The 19,749-nt window shown below is 33.7% G+C and carries 21 protein-coding genes; 7 read left to right on the forward strand and 14 right to left on the reverse strand.

The window, feature by feature from the left end:
• Position 1 precedes the first annotated feature (1 nt).
• The 3 genes from ACMA47_RS08595 to ACMA47_RS08605 are packed head-to-tail and all read right to left on the reverse strand — an operon-like array spanning position 2 to position 2,718.
• Positions 2–796, reverse strand: a complete 795-nt coding sequence (locus ACMA47_RS08595; protein WP_413929476.1) for a DUF4129 domain-containing protein — start codon at positions 794–796, stop codon at positions 2–4.
• Positions 789–1,751 carry a DUF4013 domain-containing protein gene (locus ACMA47_RS08600; RefSeq protein ID WP_413929477.1) on the reverse strand — a complete coding sequence of 321 codons (963 nt, stop codon included), beginning with the start codon at positions 1,749–1,751 and terminating at the stop codon, positions 789–791. The genes ACMA47_RS08595 and ACMA47_RS08600 overlap by 8 nt, the downstream gene beginning before the upstream one ends.
• Positions 1,735–2,718 (reverse strand): stage II sporulation protein M, encoded by a 984-nt coding sequence (locus ACMA47_RS08605; RefSeq protein ID WP_413929478.1) that lies wholly within the window; start codon positions 2,716–2,718, stop codon positions 1,735–1,737. The genes ACMA47_RS08600 and ACMA47_RS08605 overlap by 17 nt, the downstream gene beginning before the upstream one ends.
• 28 nt (positions 2,719–2,746) lie before the next feature.
• On the opposite strand from ACMA47_RS08605, the gene ACMA47_RS08610 reads away from it, so the two are divergent.
• Positions 2,747–3,496, forward strand: coding sequence for an RDD family protein (locus tag ACMA47_RS08610; protein WP_413929479.1), 750 nt, complete (start codon positions 2,747–2,749; stop codon positions 3,494–3,496).
• Here the strand turns inward: ACMA47_RS08610 and ACMA47_RS08615 are convergent.
• The 5 genes from ACMA47_RS08615 to ACMA47_RS08635 form a co-directional block, all read right to left on the reverse strand.
• On the reverse strand, positions 3,459–4,304 hold the full coding sequence (locus tag ACMA47_RS08615) for a hypothetical protein (RefSeq protein WP_413929480.1): 846 nt from the start codon (positions 4,302–4,304) through the stop codon (positions 3,459–3,461). The genes ACMA47_RS08610 and ACMA47_RS08615 overlap by 38 nt on opposite strands.
• Positions 4,301–5,620 (reverse strand): hypothetical protein, encoded by a 1,320-nt coding sequence (locus tag ACMA47_RS08620; protein ID WP_413929481.1) that lies wholly within the window; start codon positions 5,618–5,620, stop codon positions 4,301–4,303. The genes ACMA47_RS08615 and ACMA47_RS08620 overlap by 4 nt, the downstream gene beginning before the upstream one ends.
• Positions 5,621–5,735: 115 nt before the next feature.
• Entirely contained in the window at positions 5,736–6,560 is an 825-nt protein-coding gene (locus ACMA47_RS08625; protein ID WP_413929482.1) for a GLPGLI family protein, read from the reverse strand.
• 447 nt (positions 6,561–7,007) lie between these two features.
• Positions 7,008–8,045, reverse strand: coding sequence for a peroxiredoxin family protein (locus ACMA47_RS08630; protein ID WP_413929483.1), 1,038 nt, complete (start codon positions 8,043–8,045; stop codon positions 7,008–7,010).
• An 18-nt stretch (positions 8,046–8,063) separates the two neighbouring features.
• Positions 8,064–8,264 carry a hypothetical protein gene (locus tag ACMA47_RS08635; RefSeq protein ID WP_413929484.1) on the reverse strand — a complete coding sequence of 67 codons (201 nt, stop codon included), beginning with the start codon at positions 8,262–8,264 and terminating at the stop codon, positions 8,064–8,066.
• Positions 8,265–8,510: 246 nt separating this feature from the next.
• Between ACMA47_RS08635 and ACMA47_RS08640 the strand changes: the two genes are divergently transcribed.
• Together ACMA47_RS08640 and ACMA47_RS08645 are read left to right on the forward strand one after the other, a co-directional pair.
• Positions 8,511–8,879 carry a helix-turn-helix transcriptional regulator gene (locus ACMA47_RS08640; protein WP_413929485.1) on the forward strand — a complete coding sequence of 123 codons (369 nt, stop codon included), beginning with the start codon at positions 8,511–8,513 and terminating at the stop codon, positions 8,877–8,879.
• Between the two features lie 24 nt (positions 8,880–8,903).
• Positions 8,904–9,194 carry a GNAT family N-acetyltransferase gene (locus tag ACMA47_RS08645; protein ID WP_062673684.1) on the forward strand — a complete coding sequence of 97 codons (291 nt, stop codon included), beginning with the start codon at positions 8,904–8,906 and terminating at the stop codon, positions 9,192–9,194.
• Here ACMA47_RS08645 and ACMA47_RS08650 read toward each other — a convergent pair.
• The 5 genes from ACMA47_RS08650 to smpB all read right to left on the reverse strand — a co-directional run bounded on the left by ACMA47_RS08650 (position 9,183) and on the right by smpB (position 13,923).
• Positions 9,183–10,154, reverse strand: a complete 972-nt coding sequence (locus tag ACMA47_RS08650) for a glycosyltransferase family protein (protein ID WP_413929486.1) — start codon at positions 10,152–10,154, stop codon at positions 9,183–9,185. The genes ACMA47_RS08645 and ACMA47_RS08650 overlap by 12 nt on opposite strands.
• A complete protein-coding gene (locus ACMA47_RS08655) occupies positions 10,155–10,979 on the reverse strand; it encodes a UDP-2,3-diacylglucosamine diphosphatase (protein ID WP_034694759.1) in 825 nt (274 codons plus the stop codon).
• A gap of 57 nt (positions 10,980–11,036) precedes the next feature.
• Entirely contained in the window at positions 11,037–11,777 is a 741-nt protein-coding gene (locus tag ACMA47_RS08660; RefSeq protein ID WP_034694756.1) for a YebC/PmpR family DNA-binding transcriptional regulator, read from the reverse strand.
• Between the two features lie 95 nt (positions 11,778–11,872).
• Positions 11,873–13,387 carry an OmpA family protein gene (locus tag ACMA47_RS08665; RefSeq protein ID WP_413929487.1) on the reverse strand — a complete coding sequence of 505 codons (1,515 nt, stop codon included), beginning with the start codon at positions 13,385–13,387 and terminating at the stop codon, positions 11,873–11,875.
• A gap of 77 nt (positions 13,388–13,464) precedes the next feature.
• The gene (gene smpB / locus ACMA47_RS08670) at positions 13,465–13,923 is read right to left on the reverse strand and encodes an SsrA-binding protein SmpB (protein WP_034694839.1); all 459 of its coding nucleotides are present in this window, start codon (positions 13,921–13,923) and stop codon (positions 13,465–13,467) included.
• 121 nt (positions 13,924–14,044) lie between these two features.
• On the opposite strand from smpB, the gene ACMA47_RS08675 reads away from it, so the two are divergent.
• The gene (locus tag ACMA47_RS08675; protein ID WP_034694751.1) at positions 14,045–15,667 is read left to right on the forward strand and encodes an ABC-F family ATP-binding cassette domain-containing protein; all 1,623 of its coding nucleotides are present in this window, start codon (positions 14,045–14,047) and stop codon (positions 15,665–15,667) included.
• Between the two features lie 81 nt (positions 15,668–15,748).
• On the opposite strand, the gene ACMA47_RS08680 is transcribed toward ACMA47_RS08675, so the two are convergent.
• Entirely contained in the window at positions 15,749–16,561 is an 813-nt protein-coding gene (locus ACMA47_RS08680) for a M48 family metallopeptidase (protein ID WP_079243833.1), read from the reverse strand.
• Between the two features lie 343 nt (positions 16,562–16,904).
• Between ACMA47_RS08680 and recJ the strand changes: the two genes are divergently transcribed.
• The 3 genes from recJ (at position 16,905) to ACMA47_RS08695 (ending at position 19,745) form a co-directional block, all read left to right on the forward strand.
• On the forward strand, positions 16,905–18,617 hold the full coding sequence (gene recJ, locus ACMA47_RS08685; RefSeq protein ID WP_413929488.1) for a single-stranded-DNA-specific exonuclease RecJ: 1,713 nt from the start codon (positions 16,905–16,907) through the stop codon (positions 18,615–18,617).
• Between the two features lie 121 nt (positions 18,618–18,738).
• Positions 18,739–19,323, forward strand: coding sequence for a nicotinate (nicotinamide) nucleotide adenylyltransferase (gene nadD, locus ACMA47_RS08690; RefSeq protein ID WP_413929489.1), 585 nt, complete (start codon positions 18,739–18,741; stop codon positions 19,321–19,323).
• A gap of 83 nt (positions 19,324–19,406) precedes the next feature.
• A complete protein-coding gene (locus ACMA47_RS08695) occupies positions 19,407–19,745 on the forward strand; it encodes a DUF3817 domain-containing protein (RefSeq protein ID WP_253316313.1) in 339 nt (112 codons plus the stop codon).
• Positions 19,746–19,749: the final 4 nt, after the last annotated feature.

The following is a 19,749-nucleotide window of genomic DNA, read 5'->3' on the forward strand; positions in this document are numbered from 1 at the left end:
GTTATGGTTTAAATGCCTGATACTGATTTTTAAATTTCTGATAGCTTTCTTCTTCAATTCTGAATTCGCCATACCAGACATAATCAAAGATATAAGACAGATTGGAGAAATCATCCTTCAGGAGAGGAGCTTTTAACTCTGAGACATAGTCCTTATTTGTTTTTTCCGGATTCCAGTTGATCAGTTTTTTGTCACTCAGTTTTTTAAGAACAAACAGGAATTGGTAACGAACTGCAGAACGGTAATCTCCTGCGTGTTCAAATTTCGCAATACTTTCAGGGAAATTGATTTCATGGATGTTCTCATGAAGTTCCTGCACATTGAGATCCAGCTTTTTATTCTTTTTACCAAAAATAAAATTACCGTCTTTTCCCATGATGTACTTAATGATGAAATACAACAGAAAACCTACAAGAATAATCGCAAACAGACGAATAAGGATCGTGGTCAGCTCTGCCGACTTAGTGAATGCTGTTTCCCCAAAAATACTCTGTATAATCTGATTGATTTTTCGCATCAGCTTTTGAAAGAAAGATTCTCTCGGTTTTGATACGGAATAGTCAAATTCATTTCCTTTATATCTTGACGGAATATTTTCTTTAAATGTTTTTGGATACACTTCATTCTCCGATACCGGATTTTTCATCAGCACAGAATCTGCACGTAGCATATTTCTGTAATGTCCGGTGGTATACAATGAATCTACCAGATCATCAGAAGAAGCAGGATTATCGTCCTGAGCTTTAACCAGCCCAAGCGAGAAAAAAAGCAGTATGAAAAAAAGAATTTTATTCATTGATTCCAATCGTGTCTATTTCTGCCAATTCAACTTTCTGGTGAAGATCTGTTCTGCTGTCATAATACATCAATCCTGCATTCACATACATCAGGTTTGAAAGAAAAAATGAAAACAACATAGAAAATCCATAGAATACAAAAAACACAATTCCGGCAGCTCCGGTAAAAGGATTCTGCTCAAAATTTCCGTCCGGTGTAGAAGTAAGAAGCGATCCGTAAAAGAACATCATGGGGATAAATGTGAATATAGATGTTATCATATAAATAATAATAAACATCACAAATGCAGAGCCCCAATATTTCCAGAACGGTGATTTCTCACGGCCATTCGGATAAGAAAACTGAGAACGTAAAGCATAGCTCAAGCTTCCCCAGAAACCTCTGTCCGAATTAAAATAATCATACATCAGAAAGGTAGTAAAATTAAATATCGTTGGATAAAGAAGCAGGATCAGAAAGAATCCGATAATAATAAGAACCAGGATATAAGAAAAACCTACCACAAATAAAATCGCAGGGGTAACAATAAAGATCATCCCAAGGCACAGTTTTCCAATTCTTCCGGCATTGTTCTTAAAATCACTCAGAATTTCATCTGTCTTTATCTTTTCAGCACCCTGTGCAATTCTTTTTAAGTAAAAAACCGGATACAGATAATTGACAATCATCAGAACCATGAAAAGCAGGAAAGTCAATAATCCCACTGTAATCAGCATTCCTGAGTTTTCAGAAAAATACTGTTCAAAATAATAGGTTTCACCTCCCAAATTGGATCCGAATATCTGTGAAAAAAGTTCTTTATATCCGAAAATGACAACAGTTACCATTAAGATCAAAAGCAAGCCATTGATCAGAATATAGTTTTTAAAATAATTCTTTCCGTATAATTTGAAAAAATTGAAACTATCGCTGATAAAAGTTCCAAAATCTCTTTTTTTATAAAATTGTATCATGGATTTGTTGATTAGTTTTTTTGTAGACAATAGACGGATATACAAAATAGTAGAATCCTATGATGGCCAGTGAACCCAAAATAATGATCAGGTTCAAAATTAAAGGCATCTTCAATGCATGTCTGGTAACATACCCTTCTATAATCCCTGCACAAATAGTGAAAGGAACAGTACTTAAAAATATTTTAAATGAATCTTTAAATCCTTTTTTAAACGAGTTAAATCTTGAAAATGTTCTCGGAAATAAAATAGATGCACCCAGAATCAATCCACACATCGCTTCTACCACCATGGCAAAAATTTCAAAAACTCCGTGAAGCCATATTCCTCTTGCACTTTCTTTCAATGCTCCGTAATCATAGAAGAAATATTGAAAAGCTCCCAGCATCACACTATTCGAAAGCAATGCAAACAATGTTCCCACTCCTCCGGCAATTCCGTAAATATATAATTTTGCTCCAACCTGAATATTATTAAAGATAATTCCGATGGTGCTTCCCCAAGTGCTCCCACTCTGATAAACGCCTACCGCATTATTATTTTTAATATTTTCAACGGTTTCATTTACATACCCTTCACCCAGAATAATATTCACAAAATTTTTATCATAAATGGCAGAAAGTACTCCGATTGATGTAAATAAAATGAAAAAGAGAAATGCATACATCAGATATCTCCGATATTGATACATCAACAACGGAACTTCTGTTTTAAAAAAGTAAACCAGTCTGTTCTCCTCTACCCTTTTGGTTTTATAAATCTTCTGAAAAATCTGGGCAGATAAATGATTCAGATAAACGGTGGTGTTACTTTTGGGGTAATAAGTCTGGGCAAAAGAAAGATCATTGATCAGGTTTATATACAGTGAAGACAGGTCATCAGGATTTTTTTTAATTTTCCCTTGAATAACCTGTTCTATTCCCAACCATTTTTCTTTATTTTGTTTAATGAAATAAACTTCTCTCATAATTGTTAAGGCTAAAATAATAAAAAATATGTCTCAAATTGCGATAAATACCTCACAAAATGTAAATATTAATTTTAATATTGCAGGCGTAGGAGAAAGGATGCTTGCCTTCATTATTGATCTACTGATCAGGATTGCTTATGTGGTAATTATCCTGTATCTGTTCTTCAATATTTTCGATTTGGGATACCTATTAGATGGCCTTGATGACTGGTCTATACGGGCTGTATATCTTATTCTTACTTTTCCCATCTATATTTATCCTCTTGTATTGGAAAGCCTGATGGAAGGTCAGACTCCCGGAAAAAAAGTGATGAAAATAAAAGTAGTGAAGATCGACGGTTACCAGGCCAGCTTCGCAGATTATATGATCCGTTGGGTTTTCAGAATTGTAGATGTTTCATTTGCCGGAGTGATAGGACTTATTTCTATGATTGTTTCTAAAAATAACCAGCGTCTGGGTGACATTGCTTCCGGAACAGCTGTAATATCTCTAAAAAACAACATCAATATTTCTCATACAATCCTGGAGAATATCCATGAAAATTATGTCCCTTCTTTCCCTCAGGTAATTGCTTTGAGTGATAATGACATGAGAATCATCAAAGACAATTATACCAAAGCTCTGAAAGTAGATGACCGACAAATCATCAATAAACTATCCGAAAAAATCAAAAGCATTCTGAAACTGGAAATAGATGCTACGAAAATGACGGAAAGGCAGTTTATCAATATTATTATCAAAGACTACAACTATTATACGGGGAAAGATAATTAGTGAGTATAAACAATAATTGTTTAACTTCTAATAAAGAATAATCAAATTTTTCCTTAGAATATATTTTGTACATAAAATGCTGCAGAAATAATTTCCCTGCTTTTTGGCCTATATAAAGAAGTCTTTGCTCGAGAATTTCATACTTTTTTTGTTTCGCAGACAAAAGAAGGTACAGCAATCCTTCTGTATATATATCGTTTTCAAAGTCTTTTGATGTTATGCTTTTTGCCTCATAAAAAAGAATAAAATGAATATGAAATTCAATTAACTGATCATTTACATTTTTAAAGCTTATATACTCAGTACTATATCCCAACTTCAGTAAAATTTTACAGCAACAGTTAAAATCATAGGGTGTAATATGAGTATTACGAATACATTTTTCAATATAAGTTATAAGATAATTGAAGAGTAAATTTAGACATTCCGAATGAGCAAATTTCCTGTAATAATTTTCTCCCACATTGCTGTTCCTATGTCTGATCAAAAAATAGTTGACTAAACCCAATATTTTATCAATACTTGGTTCGTCTTGTCCAAGATCAGCAAATGTTATTTTGTAAACCTGATCATCCACATCTTCTAAAATTTCATCGCTGTTAATGTTCAAGTATTTTTTCTGATGCAAAAAAGCGATTAGCCAGCTGAATCCTACAATCCCATTTTCAAAACTATAATCTTTACAAGAAAATATTTTTTCAGCAATAAAATTCAGCAAAGCCAGACCTTTTTTATGACAAGCTTTATCTTTATTTAAAAATAGCAGGAGAACTTCTCCTGACAAGCCATTTAGTAAACCAACATTCATTGTAAAAGATAGATTTCTTTAGTAATTCTAAGAGGGGTTGTATTATAACTTTCTTTAACTTTTATAATGCAGCCTGTATCATGTAAGGAAAATTTACCATTATTTAGTTCTAAAATCATAACATCCAACACTTTTTTAAAAGCTTCTGTAAAGAGCTGGTCTACTATATAAACTTTAGTAAATTGTATTTCTGTATAACTTTCATCTTTTAATAGAGTATCTATCTCCTTTACTAAATTTTCAGGAATTATTACAGAATTGAAGATTTCAATAATGTTCTGATTTTCTCTGGTGACAAAATATTTATCAAAATATTTCTTTCCAATATCTTCCATAAAATAAAATGTACTATTCCTTAATTCCAGTCTTTGAGCATCACATTCTTCTCTTCTTTTTTTTATAAGTTCTATAATTGGGAAACTACAGTTTGTATCAGGAATAAAATCTAAATTTTCATCATACCATGGAGCATAATGTACATAATCTCTCTTATAGAAAAATTGTTTTTTATCTGTATGTTCACCAGCATAATGAAGGATTGGGTTGATCTCCCAATATTCAATAGGACATGTGGGCCATGAAAAATTCATTTCTTCATGTATCCGGATTTCTTTATTAAAAAGCCATAAATTCCATAGTACAGCCCACATATCAGCATACCATGCATGGATTTCTTTTGGCAGATAATCCGGGAGATCTATTTTTTTCTGCTTTTCTTTTGTATTAAACTCAGTAAGTAAATTAAAAATATTTTCAGAATCTTCCTCTACTTTATCCCAGAATTCAGAGGATATATCATGCAAAAGATATTGGGCTCCACCCACATGATCATCATTTCTAAAGACTTTCTCTGCCGTAATTCCTACCAATTCAGCTATTTTATACAAAAGATCAGTATCTGCTCTTGAGGTAATATATTGACAGTTCAGGTAAGAGCGTGTATCGGAAACATAATTCATAGCATTATGTATATCAATAACAGGAATTCTGCTTAACAGAATATCAGAATCATGATAAAAAACACACTGATTTTCCAGGAATGGAAATTGTTTCCAATGTTTTTTCAACAAATGTGGCCTTATGGAAGAAAGGTATTTTTTCCTTTTCCTCGTATCCGGGTAAAGAAAAAAAAGAGCAAAATCCTGATTATTATGAATGAATACTTTAAAATCAGGCTTTAACCCTACTTTAGGGTGATAACCAATCACAATATGAATTCTTTCTTTTAAAATCCCTAAGGAATGAAAGTTTCTCAGTTGTATTTCCAGCTGCCATATAAAGTAAGTGTCATCTGGTTGTGCTGAAAGGAATATCATTTTTTGAGTATTTAACGACCATATCTAACTCCATCGGATTATATTAAGTTTCAACTGTTACTGTTTCTTCAAAATAAAATTTGATTGAATTATCTTATCTTTAACTGAAAGAAAATTAGTGTAATAAGTCAAGTTCTATAATATTATTGTCCTTTAAAATCATCATCTTGCGCTCAGATTCTAAATTTTTAATTATTTGTGAAGGAGTAACTATATTTCCGGATCTGTCGGTATAACTCACCATTTTCCCTTCAATTAATAACTGTTTTAAATCCTTCACTGGGTCTTGTCTGTATTCTTTAAATAATTTCACATATTTCTTTTGATTAATTTCTATTTCTTTTTTCGATTGATCAATATTAGGATAAACCGTATTGTTAGATAATACCCTTACACTCTTCAATAGAAAATAATGGCTTTTCGTCTCATCTTCAATTTTCAAAATTAAACCAGGTAATCCATGAAATTTATAAGGTCCATCTTGAATTGGAATTTCTGTGGTAAACCAAGCTATCCATTTTCTTCCCGCAAAATCCAGGCTGGCTTTTTGGACATTAAAACCGCATATTTTATCCTTCTCTTTCTGTATTTTCCAATTTTGCTGCCTTTCGTCTAAAACTTTATATTTTTCTATATAGAACTTTGTAGAAAGAAAAGTTTTATAATCAGGGTAACTTTTGCATACACGCTCATTAATTTTTCCTTCAGCAGGCATAGTCATTTTTCCCAGTTTTGCATCAGCAATCATAGTTGAATCATTCACATAAGCACTACTGCTATAATAGACTGACCCTTTTGACTCAATATCCAGATACATGGTTTCAGATTTTATTTCTGAGTGTTTTGTAGAATCGGAAACAAATTGATAGTCATATACAAATCTCTTATTTTGAGCATTAATATTTATAATGATAAGGAGAAAAAAAAGAATATTTTTCATTTATTTAAAATTTTACAAAGGTAAGGGGAAATCAGATCATTTACCCCTTACCACATTTATCAAATTAACATGGAACTGGCCAAGCTCCTTCAACACATGCTGGTATAGCATTATTTACACATGTACTACAACCATTACGGTTACAGCACATGTAACTGCTTCCGTCATTGTACTGAGGAGATGTTGGGACAGATCCCCCAAAAACGTTTTTCAATTCTGTTCTGGATAATGGTTTTGTATCATGCAGGTGCACCTTTTGTAATTTAATTTTTCTCATAATAATTTTTTTAAAAAATTGCTTTGTGTTGTTTTTAACATTTCAAATATATAAAACAATAATAGTTATGTATCATGTACATGAATGAGCTTTTAGAAGCTGTTTCTTTTTAATTTTAGTTTATATTTTTATTATTAGATATCTAAATAAAATGTGAATCGAAAGGAAAATTATTTCAGGTTTTTTTCTAAAAATTTTTCAAGTTCTTTAGAAGAAACATTTTTTTTAATAATGTATCCATTGGAGTCTAAAATAAATGTAGTAGGAAATGTGTTTATACTATACTTTTTTGACTCAATTCCATTTTCGTCTAATAATTGAGACCAATCCATCTTCTCCTCCCTAATAACTTCTTTCCATTTTTTTATATCTTGTGACCGGTCTGTAGAAATACTAAACATTTCGAAGCCTTTATTTTTATATTTTGAATATATTTTTTTGTAAACAGGGATTTCTTCTAAACATGGTTTACAATGTGAAAACCAAAACTCTACAAGAGTATAGCTTTTTCCTAAAGAAGATAATATTGCTTTGTTTTGAAATTGTAAATCCGGAAATTTTGACTTTTCAGATAAACTAAGAGAATTTATTAAATCGTTATAGAACATTTTTCCATATTCTGAATTTCTAATTTTAGGAGATAAATTCTTAAAAGATTGAAAATAAGCTTCTCTGAAACCCCTAAATTGAAAATGCTGTACTAATGTCCAGAACAGCATATAGCTGTCACAATTCTCTTTAGAGTATTCTACTAACAACGATTCCAATTTCAAATTATCTTCTTCCTTATTATAAAAGATATTCAATAATTTTGAAAAAGAAGCATTAAATTTATATTGATCATCAAGCAAAACTGAACTTTTATCCTTTAAAGGTAGTACCGGCATAAACATCTCAATACTATCTAGCTTGAATCTCAATTTTTCTTTAGAAACAGTAAATAAAGCAGATGGCTTAAAACTTTGGTCGCTATTACCACAAATAAAAGAATAAGGTAATGGAAAATTACTGTTAACTTTTAAATTCAGTTTACCTTGAAGAGGATATTCTCCTTTATTTTCTACTAAAGTAGTATATCCTTTGTAATATTTCTTGTCAACAACAGCTCCTATAGAAATGTCATTACATTTCTTTTTCAATTCATACAAGACAGTTGTATTTTGACAAAATACAACTGTCGAATAGAATAGTAAAATGTATTTTAACATTTTTTCCACACTAATACATTAGCAACATACTAAGCCTTGTTGAGCGGTACCTACCCTAGCAAGTCCCTGTCCAGGGCATTTAATCCAATTAAGAACACAATCTTTGTCCCCTCCTCCTGGAGATGTTGGGGTATTTCCCCCAAAAACGTTTTTCAATTCTGTTCTGGATAATGGTTTTGCATCATGAAGGTGTACCTTTTGTAATTTAATTTTTCTCATAATAATTTTTTTTAAAATTGCTTTGTGTTGTTTTACTATTTCAAATATATCAAACAGTTATGAATTACATCTTTGATTTTTATGTGAATTTTATGTGATTTCAGCCCATAAAGAGTAATTATAGTTATTAAATAATACTTCTTTGGTAATAAAAAGCAGATTGTAAAAAAGATATGGGCTCGAGTGTTTTTTATATCTATCTAATCCATAAAATATTATATTTGTGTCAACATAAAAAACACAAAAATGATCAAAAACAAACTCATCAAAGCTCGTAAGGAGAAAGAATACACACAGGAATGTATGGCCAAAATACTGCATATGACCCAATCACAATACCAAAGAAGAGAAAAGGGTGAAATTAAGATTTCAGACGAAGAATGGGGACGTATGGCAAAAGCATTGAACACTTCTGTAGAGGATATAAAAGAGGATGATCTAGCCAATTATCAGGTGAATAATTACGACAATAACTCTGGTAATTATTCAGCTAGCAATAATTACTTTTATAACATTCCATATTTTCTTTTTCAAAACCAGCAGGAATATATTAACCTTCTGAAAAAGGAAATTCACGAGCTTAAAGAACGTATAAAAATATCGGAACAACGATAATAACAAATTTTTAATTTTATCCTTATGAAATTTGAAAACAATAAATCCGGAAACGGTGGAGTTCTTACGTTAAATAATGAAACAAAAGAAGTAGGAAGACTTACGTATACTATTTTCCCGGAAGATCATAAATTCATTATCTCTTTCGTATTGGTACACCCGGAATTTGAAGGCAGGGGAATGGGAAAATTTTTAGTGGAAGAAGCTATCAAATTTGCCCGAGAAAACAATTGGAAAGTATACCCGCACTGTTCCTATGCCAGATCTGTAATGATGAGAATGAGTGATGTGGACGATATCTTTTTAAAGAATTAAAACTTCATTGAGAAGGATATCTTCAATATCATCCGGATAATCTACTCTGAGATGATGATCTGAAGCTACCCACTCCATAATTTCCCGAAGATTTAAAACCTTGGAATTGGGGATTCCCATTTTGTCAAGAGCACATGCATTGCATTCCTGTTCATATTGATTGTGGATAGGAATCACAAATAGTTTCTTATCCATAAATAATGCTTCTGCCGGACTTTCAAAACCTGCATTACACAAAATTCCGTCACAGCCTTCAAAGTATTTCAGATACTGGCTTTCATCAATAGGAAATACTTCTATATTTTTGACCTTTACCTGTACTTTGCTGTATTTTGAAAACACTTTCCATTCTACAGGAATTTTTCTTAAAACCTTAATGATATTCTCATCTGCAAAACTAGGCAGATAAACAAGATAATATCCCTGTTTGTAAGGATTAAGATTTCTGATCTTTCTCCTGATTACAGGTTTTTTAATCTGTGGATGATAATTTTCAAAATGAAACCCTATTTTCCTTTCACTGGGAACATAATATTTTAAAATCATTTCTCCCAGAAAATCTTTTTTCTCTGGTTTGGGTGTTTCAGGAAAACTCATAGAAGCCTGATGGCTGAGTTCTATCATCGGAAGTTTTTTCAGCTTGGAAGCCCAACCCGTCAATGGTTCATAATCATTGATGATTAAATCATATTGTGAAAGTTCTAGTTCTCTGATTGTTTTAGCGGCTTCAAAGAATTTATTTTCTGTAAATGTTTTCCGATAGGATAAACCGCCTGTTTTATTATAAAGAAGAGAAATACCTCTGTGTTGAAAATTAATATCAAAATCAGCCTTCAATTGCGATTGATGTCCACTGATCAAGGTATCAACAGACACATGTTTTTTGAGAAGAGGAATGATTTCCTGTGCTCTGGCAACATGTCCGTTTCCAGTACCCTGGAATGCATACAAAATCTTCATTTAGGAAAAGTTGGTTACAATTTTTAAAAGTGCAGAATTATCCATTTCCGGGATTTCTTCCGCTTCATCATCTTTCAGTAAATGCTTATGCTCATCGTAATAAAAAATCTTCCATTCTTTATCATGATATTCTAAAGCAGAGAGATTTTCTATCCAGTCACCGGAATTCAGATAAGTACAGGATCCTTTTTTATTAACGACCTCACGGATCTGCGGTTGATGGATATGTCCGCAAACGACATAATCATAATGATTATCAATAGCCAGCTCAGAAGCCGTAAGTTCAAAATCACCGATATATTTTACTGCTTTTTTCACATTGTTTTTGATCTTTTTGGAAAACGAGTATTTCTCTTTACCCATTTTTTCTAAGAACCAATTTACAACATTATTGATTATGATAAGAAGGTCATAGCCTTTTCCGCCAAGTTTGGCGATCCATTTTGAGTGCTGGACGGATGCATCGAAAACATCTCCGTGAAAAATCCAGGTTTTTTTCTCGTCTATATTCAGACAGATTTTATTACAGACTTTAAGTTTTCCCAGTTCAAAATCTGTGAACTTACGAAACATTTCATCGTGATTGCCTGTAATATAATAGACATCTGTGTTTTTGGTAGCCAGTGAAAGAATCTTTCTGATTACCTTCAAATGAGGTTTAGGGAAGTAAGACTTTTTAAACTGCCAGATATCAATAATATCACCGTTTAAAACTAACGTTTTAGGCTGGATAGAATTGAGGTATCTCAACAATTCTTTAGCCTTACATCCATAAGTTCCCAAATGAACATCCGATATAACAACTAATTCAACGTTTCTTTTCATAGTTTTGTACAAAGAAACTAATTGAAAATTAACTGTATATGAATGCTATGTTATTTTTTATAAAGAGTTCATCAGCTCTTCTGTGATTTCCATATTGTGGTAAACGTTTTGCACGTCATCATCCTCTTCGAAACGCTCAAGCATTTTCATATTAGCTTTGAACTGTTCTGCGTTTACTTCTTTTGTATTGTTTGGAATTCTTTGAAGCTCTGCACTTTTTGCTTCAATTCCAAGCGCATCCAATTTGTGAGATAGAGAACCAAAATCTTCAAAAGCTGTAGTAATCATTACTTCCTCCTCATCCTTTTCTACATCTTCTGCACCCCCATCAATCATTTCCATTTCGAAATCATCCCAATCCATTTTGATTTGAGCTAAATCTATGGTAAAAATTCCTTTTCTATCGAAAATAAATGCCAGTTCACCATTTTTACCAAGGTTACCGTCAAACTTATTGAAAACAGCTCTTACGTTAGCTACAGTTCTTGTTGTGTTGTTTGTAGTACATTCTACAAAAAAAGCAACACCACCTTGCCCATAACCTTCATAAGTGATTTCTTCATAGTTTTCTGCATCTGCACCACTCGCTTTCTTAATGGCTCTTTCAACATTATCCTTAGGCATATTCGCCCCTTTTGCGTTTTGGATACATCTTCTCAATGCAGGATTGGATTCCGGATCTGTTCCACCAGCTTTTACCGCTAAAGCAATATCTTTTCCAATTTTAGAGAATGTTTTGGCCATCTTGTCCCATCTGGCCATTTTAGAAGCTTTTCTATATTCAAATGCTCTTCCCATTTTAATTTTTAAATTTCCAACAAAATTACTCAAAAGTCAACAAAAAAAAAATACCTCCAATCAAATTGGAGGTATTCATTATTTAGAAAAATTAATTATTTTTTCTTTTTAGCTGGAGCTTTCTTAGCCGGAGCTTTTTTAGCACCTTTCTTAACCGCTTTTTTAGCTGGTTTAGCTACAGTTAAGTCATTTTTCTTGTAAGTATCCCACTCAGCACCTGAGATAGCTCTTACGATAACTTTTCTGTCTTGTTGTCTTTCAGCATCACTTGCAGTTGCAGGAACAGTAGCTTCCTGAGAACCGATACCGATAGATTTCAATGTTGCAGGGTTTACACCTCTAGCTTCTAAAGCACCTACTACAGCAGCAGCTCTTTGTTTAGAAAGTTTCAAGTTGTAAGCAGCAGCACCTTTAGCATCTGTCATACCTACTACTACGAAGTTTTCAGCTGGAGCATCTTTGATGATCTTAGCAGCACTGTCTAATTTATCGTTAGACTGAGGTCTGATTGTAGCTTTGTTGAAATCAAATAAGATATCTTTAAGAGCTTCAGTAGCTACAACAGCAGTTGGCTTCTTAGGAGCTGGACATCCGTTGTATTCAGGAAGACCTGGAACAGTAGGACAAGCATCATCTTTATCTAAGATACCATCACCGTCTGTATCTGGCCAAGGACAACCGTTGTTTTCAGCAGGACCTGCTACTGTAGGACAAGCATCATCTTTGTCGATTACACCATCGCCGTCTGTATCTGGCCAAGGGCATCCGTTGTTTTCAACTGGACCAGCCACTTCTGGACATTGATCATCTTTATCTGGAACTCCGTCACCGTCAGTATCAGGACATCCTTGGAATTCTGGTAAACCTGGAGTATCTGGACAAAGGTCATCTTTATCTAGGATACCATCCTTATCTCTGTCTCTGTTTCCAAATCTGAATAAGATAGAAGCAGAAGCTTGCCAGAAGTTAGCAACAGTAGATTTGTCACCTGGAGTTGATACATAATCTCCTTGAACACCAAGACCGAAGTTCTTAGTTACCCAGAAGTTAGCACCAGCACCTGTAGCTACAGTAAAGTGATTAGCTTTACCGTTTTCGTTACCATCCTTACCATTAGTTACGTTTTCGATTGGATTACCGTTAGCGTCAACAGATGTTCTAGGGAAAGTAATAGCTGTATAGTCATGTCTTAAGTAGTTAGCACCAACTCTTAAATATGGATCAAACCAAGATTCTTCGTTCCATAAAAGACCTGCAGCGTGAGCCTGGAAACCAAGACCTGTCATTAGGAAAAATTCTTTCCCCATGTTGAATCTTTTGTTTTCAACATTTCCAACAGAAGTTTGCCAGTCAATTACTAAACCTTTTCCAACGTTTCTAGCAACTGTTAACTTAGATAGTGGAGGTGTAATAGAAAAGTTGTTCACATTGAACATACTTTTTGTCAAATTGTTAGCAGAGAACGTATTACTGAAGTTACCTCTTGCTGCTACGTGGTTTTCAGCATGAGCACCAACTCCGATTAACCACGGATTGTTGGTAGTCTGTGCGAAAACAGTAGAGGCAACAGTAAGCGCCAATGCTGAAATTCCTAATTTTAGATTTTTCATAGAATTAAATGATTAAATAATTGATAATGCAAAATAAATATAATTTTTCTTTATATACAAAGTTTTTCAAATGATTTTTAACTTTTCTTTAATATTCTGTCGAGGTTCCGTTTATTTTCTCTATCTTTTATCGCCTCTCTTTTATCGAAAAGTTTTTTCCCTCTACCAAGCGCTATCAGCACCTTTGCTTTCCCTCGGTCAGTGATATATAATTTTAAAGGTATTATGGTGTTCCCAGCATCCTTTAACTTTTTTTCAAGTTTTTGTAATTCTTTTTTGTGCAAGAGCAATTTCCGTTCCCTTTTTGTTTTGTGATTGTAAAAAGTTCCCAATTTATACTCATCAATCATCATGTTGATGATGTACAATTCCCCATCAATAAACTGACAGAAGGATTCTGTAATGGATGCTTTGGATGAACGTAAAGATTTTATTTCCGTACCCGTCAAAACCATTCCGGCTTCGTATTCTTCTAGAATTTCATATTCAAAACGGGCTCTTTTATTTAATATGCTAACTGTTTTCTCAATCTTCATCATTTTAAAATTTCGTTAATGAAATATATAAAAAATACCATACATTTAAAAACTTGACTATTATATTATTACAAAATACCCAAATTCTTTTCGTATTTTTGCGCCAAATTTACAAAACTATATGTTAACAGTATCTAACTTATCTTTACAATTCGGGAAAAGAGTTCTTTTTGACGAGGTAAATATTATGTTTACCAAAGGAAACTGCTACGGGATCATCGGAGCAAACGGTGCGGGAAAGTCTACATTCCTGAAAATACTAACAGGAAAGCAGGATCCTACAACAGGGCATGTATCTCTGGAACCAGGGAAAAGAATGTCAGTTTTGGAGCAGGATCACTTTGCTTACGATCAGTTTACTGTTCTTGAAGCTGTTTTAAGAGGTAATAAGAAATTATTTGAGATAAAAGAGGAAATGGATGCGTTATACGCAAAAGAAGATTTCTCTGACGAAGACGGTATTAAAGCCGGTGAACTAGGTGTAATTTATGATGAAATGGGTGGCTGGACTGCAGAATCTGATGCTCAGACTATGCTTTCTAACGTAGGAATCACGGATGATATGCACTGGCAGTTGATGAGTGAACTTGAGAACAAAGACAAAGTAAAAGTTCTTTTGGCTCAGGCACTTTTCGGGAACCCTGATGTATTGATTCTGGATGAGCCTACCAACGACCTTGACATTGACACCATCTCATGGTTGGAAGACTTCCTTGCTGATTATGAAAATACGGTAATTGTTGTATCTCACGACCGTCACTTCCTTGATACGGTTTGTACACACATCGGTGACCTTGATTATTCTAAACTTAACCTATATACAGGTAACTACTCTTTCTGGTATCAGGCTTCTCAATTGGCAACAAGACAAAGAGCTCAGGCCAACAAGAAAGCTGAAGAGAAGAAAAAAGAACTTCAGGACTTCATTGCACGTTTCAGTTCTAACGTAGCGAAAGCTAAACAGGCGACTGCAAGAAAGAAAATGATCGACAAATTAAATATTGACGATATTAAGCCTTCTTCAAGAAGATATCCTGCTATTATTTTCGAAATGGAGAGAGAAGCTGGAGATCAGATCCTTGATGTAAAAGGTCTTGAAAAAACGAAAGACGGAGAATTATTATTCTCTAATGTTGATTTAAATCTTAAAAAAGGAGATAAAGTAGCTGTACTTTCCAAAAACTCTTTGGCCATTACAGAATTCTTCGAAATTCTGGCTGGAAATGTAGAAGCGGACAAAGGTACGGTTGCATGGGGAGTTACTACCAATCAGTCTCACATGCCGTTGGATAATACCAACTTCTTCCAGGAAGACCTAAGTTTGGTTGACTGGTTGAGACAGTTTACAAAGAATGATGAAGAGCGTCACGAAGAATTTGTAAGAGGATTCTTAGGAAGAATGCTATTCTCAGGAGATGAAGCTTTGAAATCTTGTAAAGTACTTTCAGGAGGTGAAAAAATGAGATGTATGTTCAGTAGAATGATGCTTCAAAAAGCGAATGTTCTTTTATTAGATGAACCTACCAACCACTTAGACCTTGAGAGTATCACAACTTTGAACAACTCTTTATCTAACTTCAAAGGAAATCTTTTACTGGCATCTCATGACCACGAAATGCTTTCAACAGTCTGTAACAGAATCATTGAACTGACTCCTACCGGAATCATCGACAGAGAAATGACTTATGACGAATACCTTGCTGATAAAAAGGTAAAAGAATTAAGAGAAAAAATGTATTCATAATCTGAACAACATTAAAATCTATATAAAAATACCTCAAAGCAATGCTTTGAGGTATTTTCGTTTAAACAATAAATAAAATAATTATTTCGTCAATTTAGCAGTAGGTAAAGCTACAGTTCCCGGATCCTTCCATAAACCTTCTTTCTCTGCCTTCTTTTTGATAGATTCTGCTCTTTTATTGCTGTCGGGGTGAGAATTGAACATCTTTTCAAAATTAGTCTGTGTACTTCCTTCTGAAAGTAAAGCTAACTTTTTAAAAGCTGTATAAGCACCCACAACATCATATTTATTAGCTTTCATAAAATCATATGAATACGTATCTGCTTCAGACTCCTGCTTTTTACTGTGTGAAGCGTCTAAAAAAGCATTCGCCATTTTTCCTACCTGACTTTCATTAAGGGTAGCTACAGCTGACGAAGCCGATGATGCAGCATCTAATGCAGCCGCTTTCAGGTAAGCTGATTTCATAGCATCTTTGGTATCCTGATTCTTTACGTGGCCGATTTCGTGTCCGATTACAGCAAGCAACTCATTATCAGTCATGATATCCATTAATGAAGAGAATACGCGTACACTTCCGTCTGCACAGGCAAACGCATTGATATCTTTTACTTTATAAACTTTATAATTCAAGTTCAGACCATCCTGAGATTTGTGTTTTCCGAACAATTTGTTCAGTCTCACAGTGTATGGGTCTTTAGGTCCTGCTACAGGATTGTTTTTATCCATCCAATCTACTGATTCTTTGGATAATTTAATAGCATCTTCGTTGGTAAATGTTAAGGCTTTTGCACCATTTGAAACCATTCCGGCAGCTTTTCCGAGGTTAATTTTCTGTGCATTGATCGAATACATTGCCCCAAATAACATAAGGCTTAGCGTAATTTTTTTCATAGTCATTTAAAATTTGGAGCACGAAGATAACCTTTTTTAACAATTATTAAGTCAAAAATTCTCCTATATCTGTCTTGAATGTTATTTTTTTATTATTGAAAAGAAACCCGAAAGTTCTTACTGCTTATTTTAAACAAAACAAGCATAAAAACGCGTGATACATATAGTTTGAAAGAGTATAATTTTCCTGTAAAGATCATTTTTAAAATGAATAAAAATATAATTCCTATGATCAATTAAACTAACAAGTATAAATTTTGCTCATACTTATGCCATCCATTTTAAAATCTAATTTGCTGATTTTTAAAGACGCTTTTAGAACTTTTTTCCCTATTTTTGTGAAATGAGTCAAAAATGGATTTACAAGCCTGAACCCGATGAGGAAGTTGTTGACAGACTAAGTTCGTCACTTGGTTTTGGTACTTTTGAATCTAAAATCCTCGTTCTAAGGGGAATTGACAATTATCAAAAGGCCAGAGAATTCTTCAAACCCAACCTTAACGATATACACAATCCGTTTTTAATGGCAGACATGCAAAAAGCTGTAGAACGTATTGCTACCGCTATTGAAAATGGAGAAAAAATATTGGTATACGGTGACTATGATGTGGACGGAACCACAGCTGTTGCTTTGATGTACCTTTATCTCAGCAAAATTGTTGAGAAAAAATATCTGGATTATTATATTCCTGACAGAAATTCTGAAGGATATGGAATTTCCACAGAAGGAATTGATTTTGCCAAAGAAAATGGTTTTTCATTAATCATTGCTCTGGACTGCGGAATCAAAGCCCTTGATATGATCAACTATGCCAGCAATCTGGACATCGATTTTATTATTTGCGACCATCACCTTCCGGGTGAAGAGATTCCTAATGCTGCGGCTGTACTTGACCCCAAAAGAAGCGACTGCCGATATCCTTTCAAAGAATTGTCAGGATGTGGTGTAGGTTTTAAGCTTTGCCAGGGACTTAATACCATTTATAAATTACCGGAAGCAGAATTATTTGAACTGACAGACCTTCTGGCGATCTCCATTGCTGCAGATATTGTTTCGATGACAGGAGAAAACAGAGTTCTGGCTAAAATGGGATTAAAAACCCTCAGAAAGACCAGAAATCTTGGTTTAAGATTATTGATTCCTGAGGATAAACTCTCTCATTTTGAAATTTCCAATATTGTTTTTGAAATCGCTCCTAAAATTAATGCTGCCGGAAGAATTTCTCATGGTAAAGCAGCTGTAGAGCTTATGGTTTCTGACAATCTGAAACATGCTAATCAGATTGTGAATGATATCATGAACCTTAATGATGAAAGGCGTGAGCTGGATATGAATTCCACTCTTTCTGCCCTGAATCAGATCATAGAATCCCAGCAGGAAACCAAGCATACTACGATCGTTTATCATCCCGAATGGAATAAAGGAGTAATTGGTATTGTAGCCTCAAGGCTTATTGAAACCTATTATAAACCTACGCTTGTTTTTACCGATGGTAATAATGGGGAAATGGTAGCTTCTGCAAGATCTGTTTCTGATTTTGATGTGCATGAAGCCCTTGATTTATGTTCTGAATATTTCCTTAAATTCGGAGGACATCATGCCGCGGCCGGACTTTCGATGGAGAAGGATAAGTTTGATGCTTTCAAGGAAAAATTTGAAAGAATTGTTTCTGAAAAAATCAAGGATCATCAAAAAGAACCTTCTATTACGATTGATACAGAGATTAAAGTAGATGAAATCAACAGAGAGTTTATCAATTTCCACAGAAAACTGGCTCCATTTGGACCTCATAATATGAAACCTATTTTTACGTTAACGGATCAGAAACTTTCCGGGTATGTAAAAACCATGGGAAAAGATAATAATCACCTGAAGTTTTATATCAGACAGGAATCTACAGGACGAAATATTGAATGTGTCGGATTCAAGCTGGGACAGTTTGTTGAGGATTTTAAAAATAAAAGTTTCGACCTTGCTTTTACCCTGGAAGAAAATCACTGGAAAGGCAATGTAACTCATTATCTTAATATTAAGGATGTAAAATTTAGAGAGTAAGTCAAGTTGCAGGATTTAGGTTGCAGGTAATAAAAGCCTGAACAAATATAAAGTTCTGATCAAAATATTGATATTCTAAACTACTGCTACCTGCTATCCGCTACCTATTAGCTAACAAAAAATGAAAAAAATCGGTTTATTTTTCGGATCATTCAATCCTATTCATATCGGGCATCTTATTCTGGCTAATTATATTCTGGAAAATTCTGACATGGATGAACTTTGGTTTGTAGTAAGTCCTCAAAATCCTTTTAAAGACAAAAAATCTTTACTGAATGACCATAACAGGCTTGATATGGTACAGCTTGCCGTAAAGAACTATCCTAATATGAGAGCTTCCAATGTGGAGTTTTCCCTTCCGAAGCCAAGCTATACTATTGATACACTAACTTATCTTCATGAAAAATATCCTGATTATTCTTTCAGTCTGATCATGGGCGAAGACAATCTTAAGAGTCTTCACAAATGGAAAAACTCTGATACGCTGATCAAAAATCATCATATTATTGTGTATCCAAGAGTATTTGAAGGAGAGAAAAAAGATTCCGAATATTTACAACATGAAAATATCTCTCTGATCAAGGCTCCGGTAATAGAACTTTCTGCTACGGAAATCCGGAATATGGTTAAGAATGGTAAAAATGTAAGACCAATGCTGCCACCTGAAGTTTTTGAATATTTGGATGGTAGTAGTTTTTATAAGTAATTTTGCACATCAGAAATGAGAGGCTAAAACTAAAAGCAAGAGAAAGACTCTTACCTTTTATCTCTCACCTCATAATTTAAGAAATGGACTTCATCGAAAAAATATTCTCAAAATATTCTCAGGAAAAAATTATCAAATGGTTTAAGCAGATTTGTCTTGCCGAAGCTGTTTCATGTCTTTTGCTGTACTGTGTTGCGATGATCTGGATCCGATATGATGAAAATTTATATTCTATTATCTTCATCAGCGTTATTGGCAGCTTACATGGATTATTTTTCACCCTTTATCTTTTACTTTGCCTTCCTGCAAGAAAAATTTATAACTGGGATGATGAAGATTTTGTTTTTGCCTTATTATCGGCATTCTTTCCTTTCGCAACAGTTTGGGTAGATAAAAAACTAGCACGATTCGATAGAGAATAAATAT

The sequence above is a fragment of the Chryseobacterium sp. T20 genome (genome assembly GCF_047345655.1).
Taxonomy (GTDB): Bacteria; Bacteroidota; Bacteroidia; order Flavobacteriales; family Weeksellaceae; genus Chryseobacterium.

Bases quoted from the DNA above. Each gene is read 5' to 3' on its own strand.
- ACMA47_RS08595 (WP_413929476.1), bottom strand. From the start codon at position 796: ATGAATAAAATTCTTTTTTTCATACTGCTTTTTTTCTCGCTTGGGCTG.
- ACMA47_RS08600 (WP_413929477.1), bottom strand. From the start codon at position 1,751: ATGATACAATTTTATAAAAAAAGAGATTTTGGAACTTTTATCAGCGAT.
- ACMA47_RS08605 (WP_413929478.1), bottom strand. From the start codon at position 2,718: ATGAGAGAAGTTTATTTCATTAAACAAAATAAAGAAAAATGGTTGGGA.
- ACMA47_RS08610 (WP_413929479.1), top strand. From the start codon at position 2,747: ATGTCTCAAATTGCGATAAATACCTCACAAAATGTAAATATTAATTTT.
- ACMA47_RS08615 (WP_413929480.1), bottom strand. From the start codon at position 4,304: ATGAATGTTGGTTTACTAAATGGCTTGTCAGGAGAAGTTCTCCTGCTA.
- ACMA47_RS08620 (WP_413929481.1), bottom strand. From the start codon at position 5,620: ATGATATTCCTTTCAGCACAACCAGATGACACTTACTTTATATGGCAG.
- ACMA47_RS08625 (WP_413929482.1), bottom strand. From the start codon at position 6,560: ATGAAAAATATTCTTTTTTTTCTCCTTATCATTATAAATATTAATGCT.
- ACMA47_RS08630 (WP_413929483.1), bottom strand. From the start codon at position 8,045: ATGTTAAAATACATTTTACTATTCTATTCGACAGTTGTATTTTGTCAA.
- ACMA47_RS08635 (WP_413929484.1), bottom strand. From the start codon at position 8,264: ATGAGAAAAATTAAATTACAAAAGGTACACCTTCATGATGCAAAACCA.
- ACMA47_RS08640 (WP_413929485.1), top strand. From the start codon at position 8,511: ATGATCAAAAACAAACTCATCAAAGCTCGTAAGGAGAAAGAATACACA.
- ACMA47_RS08645 (WP_062673684.1), top strand. From the start codon at position 8,904: ATGAAATTTGAAAACAATAAATCCGGAAACGGTGGAGTTCTTACGTTA.
- ACMA47_RS08650 (WP_413929486.1), bottom strand. From the start codon at position 10,154: ATGAAGATTTTGTATGCATTCCAGGGTACTGGAAACGGACATGTTGCC.
- ACMA47_RS08655 (WP_034694759.1), bottom strand. From the start codon at position 10,979: ATGAAAAGAAACGTTGAATTAGTTGTTATATCGGATGTTCATTTGGGA.
- ACMA47_RS08660 (WP_034694756.1), bottom strand. From the start codon at position 11,777: ATGGGAAGAGCATTTGAATATAGAAAAGCTTCTAAAATGGCCAGATGG.
- ACMA47_RS08665 (WP_413929487.1), bottom strand. From the start codon at position 13,387: ATGAAAAATCTAAAATTAGGAATTTCAGCATTGGCGCTTACTGTTGCC.
- smpB (WP_034694839.1), bottom strand. From the start codon at position 13,923: ATGAAGATTGAGAAAACAGTTAGCATATTAAATAAAAGAGCCCGTTTT.
- ACMA47_RS08675 (WP_034694751.1), top strand. From the start codon at position 14,045: ATGTTAACAGTATCTAACTTATCTTTACAATTCGGGAAAAGAGTTCTT.
- ACMA47_RS08680 (WP_079243833.1), bottom strand. From the start codon at position 16,561: ATGAAAAAAATTACGCTAAGCCTTATGTTATTTGGGGCAATGTATTCG.
- recJ (WP_413929488.1), top strand. From the start codon at position 16,905: ATGAGTCAAAAATGGATTTACAAGCCTGAACCCGATGAGGAAGTTGTT.
- nadD (WP_413929489.1), top strand. From the start codon at position 18,739: ATGAAAAAAATCGGTTTATTTTTCGGATCATTCAATCCTATTCATATC.
- ACMA47_RS08695 (WP_253316313.1), top strand. From the start codon at position 19,407: ATGGACTTCATCGAAAAAATATTCTCAAAATATTCTCAGGAAAAAATT.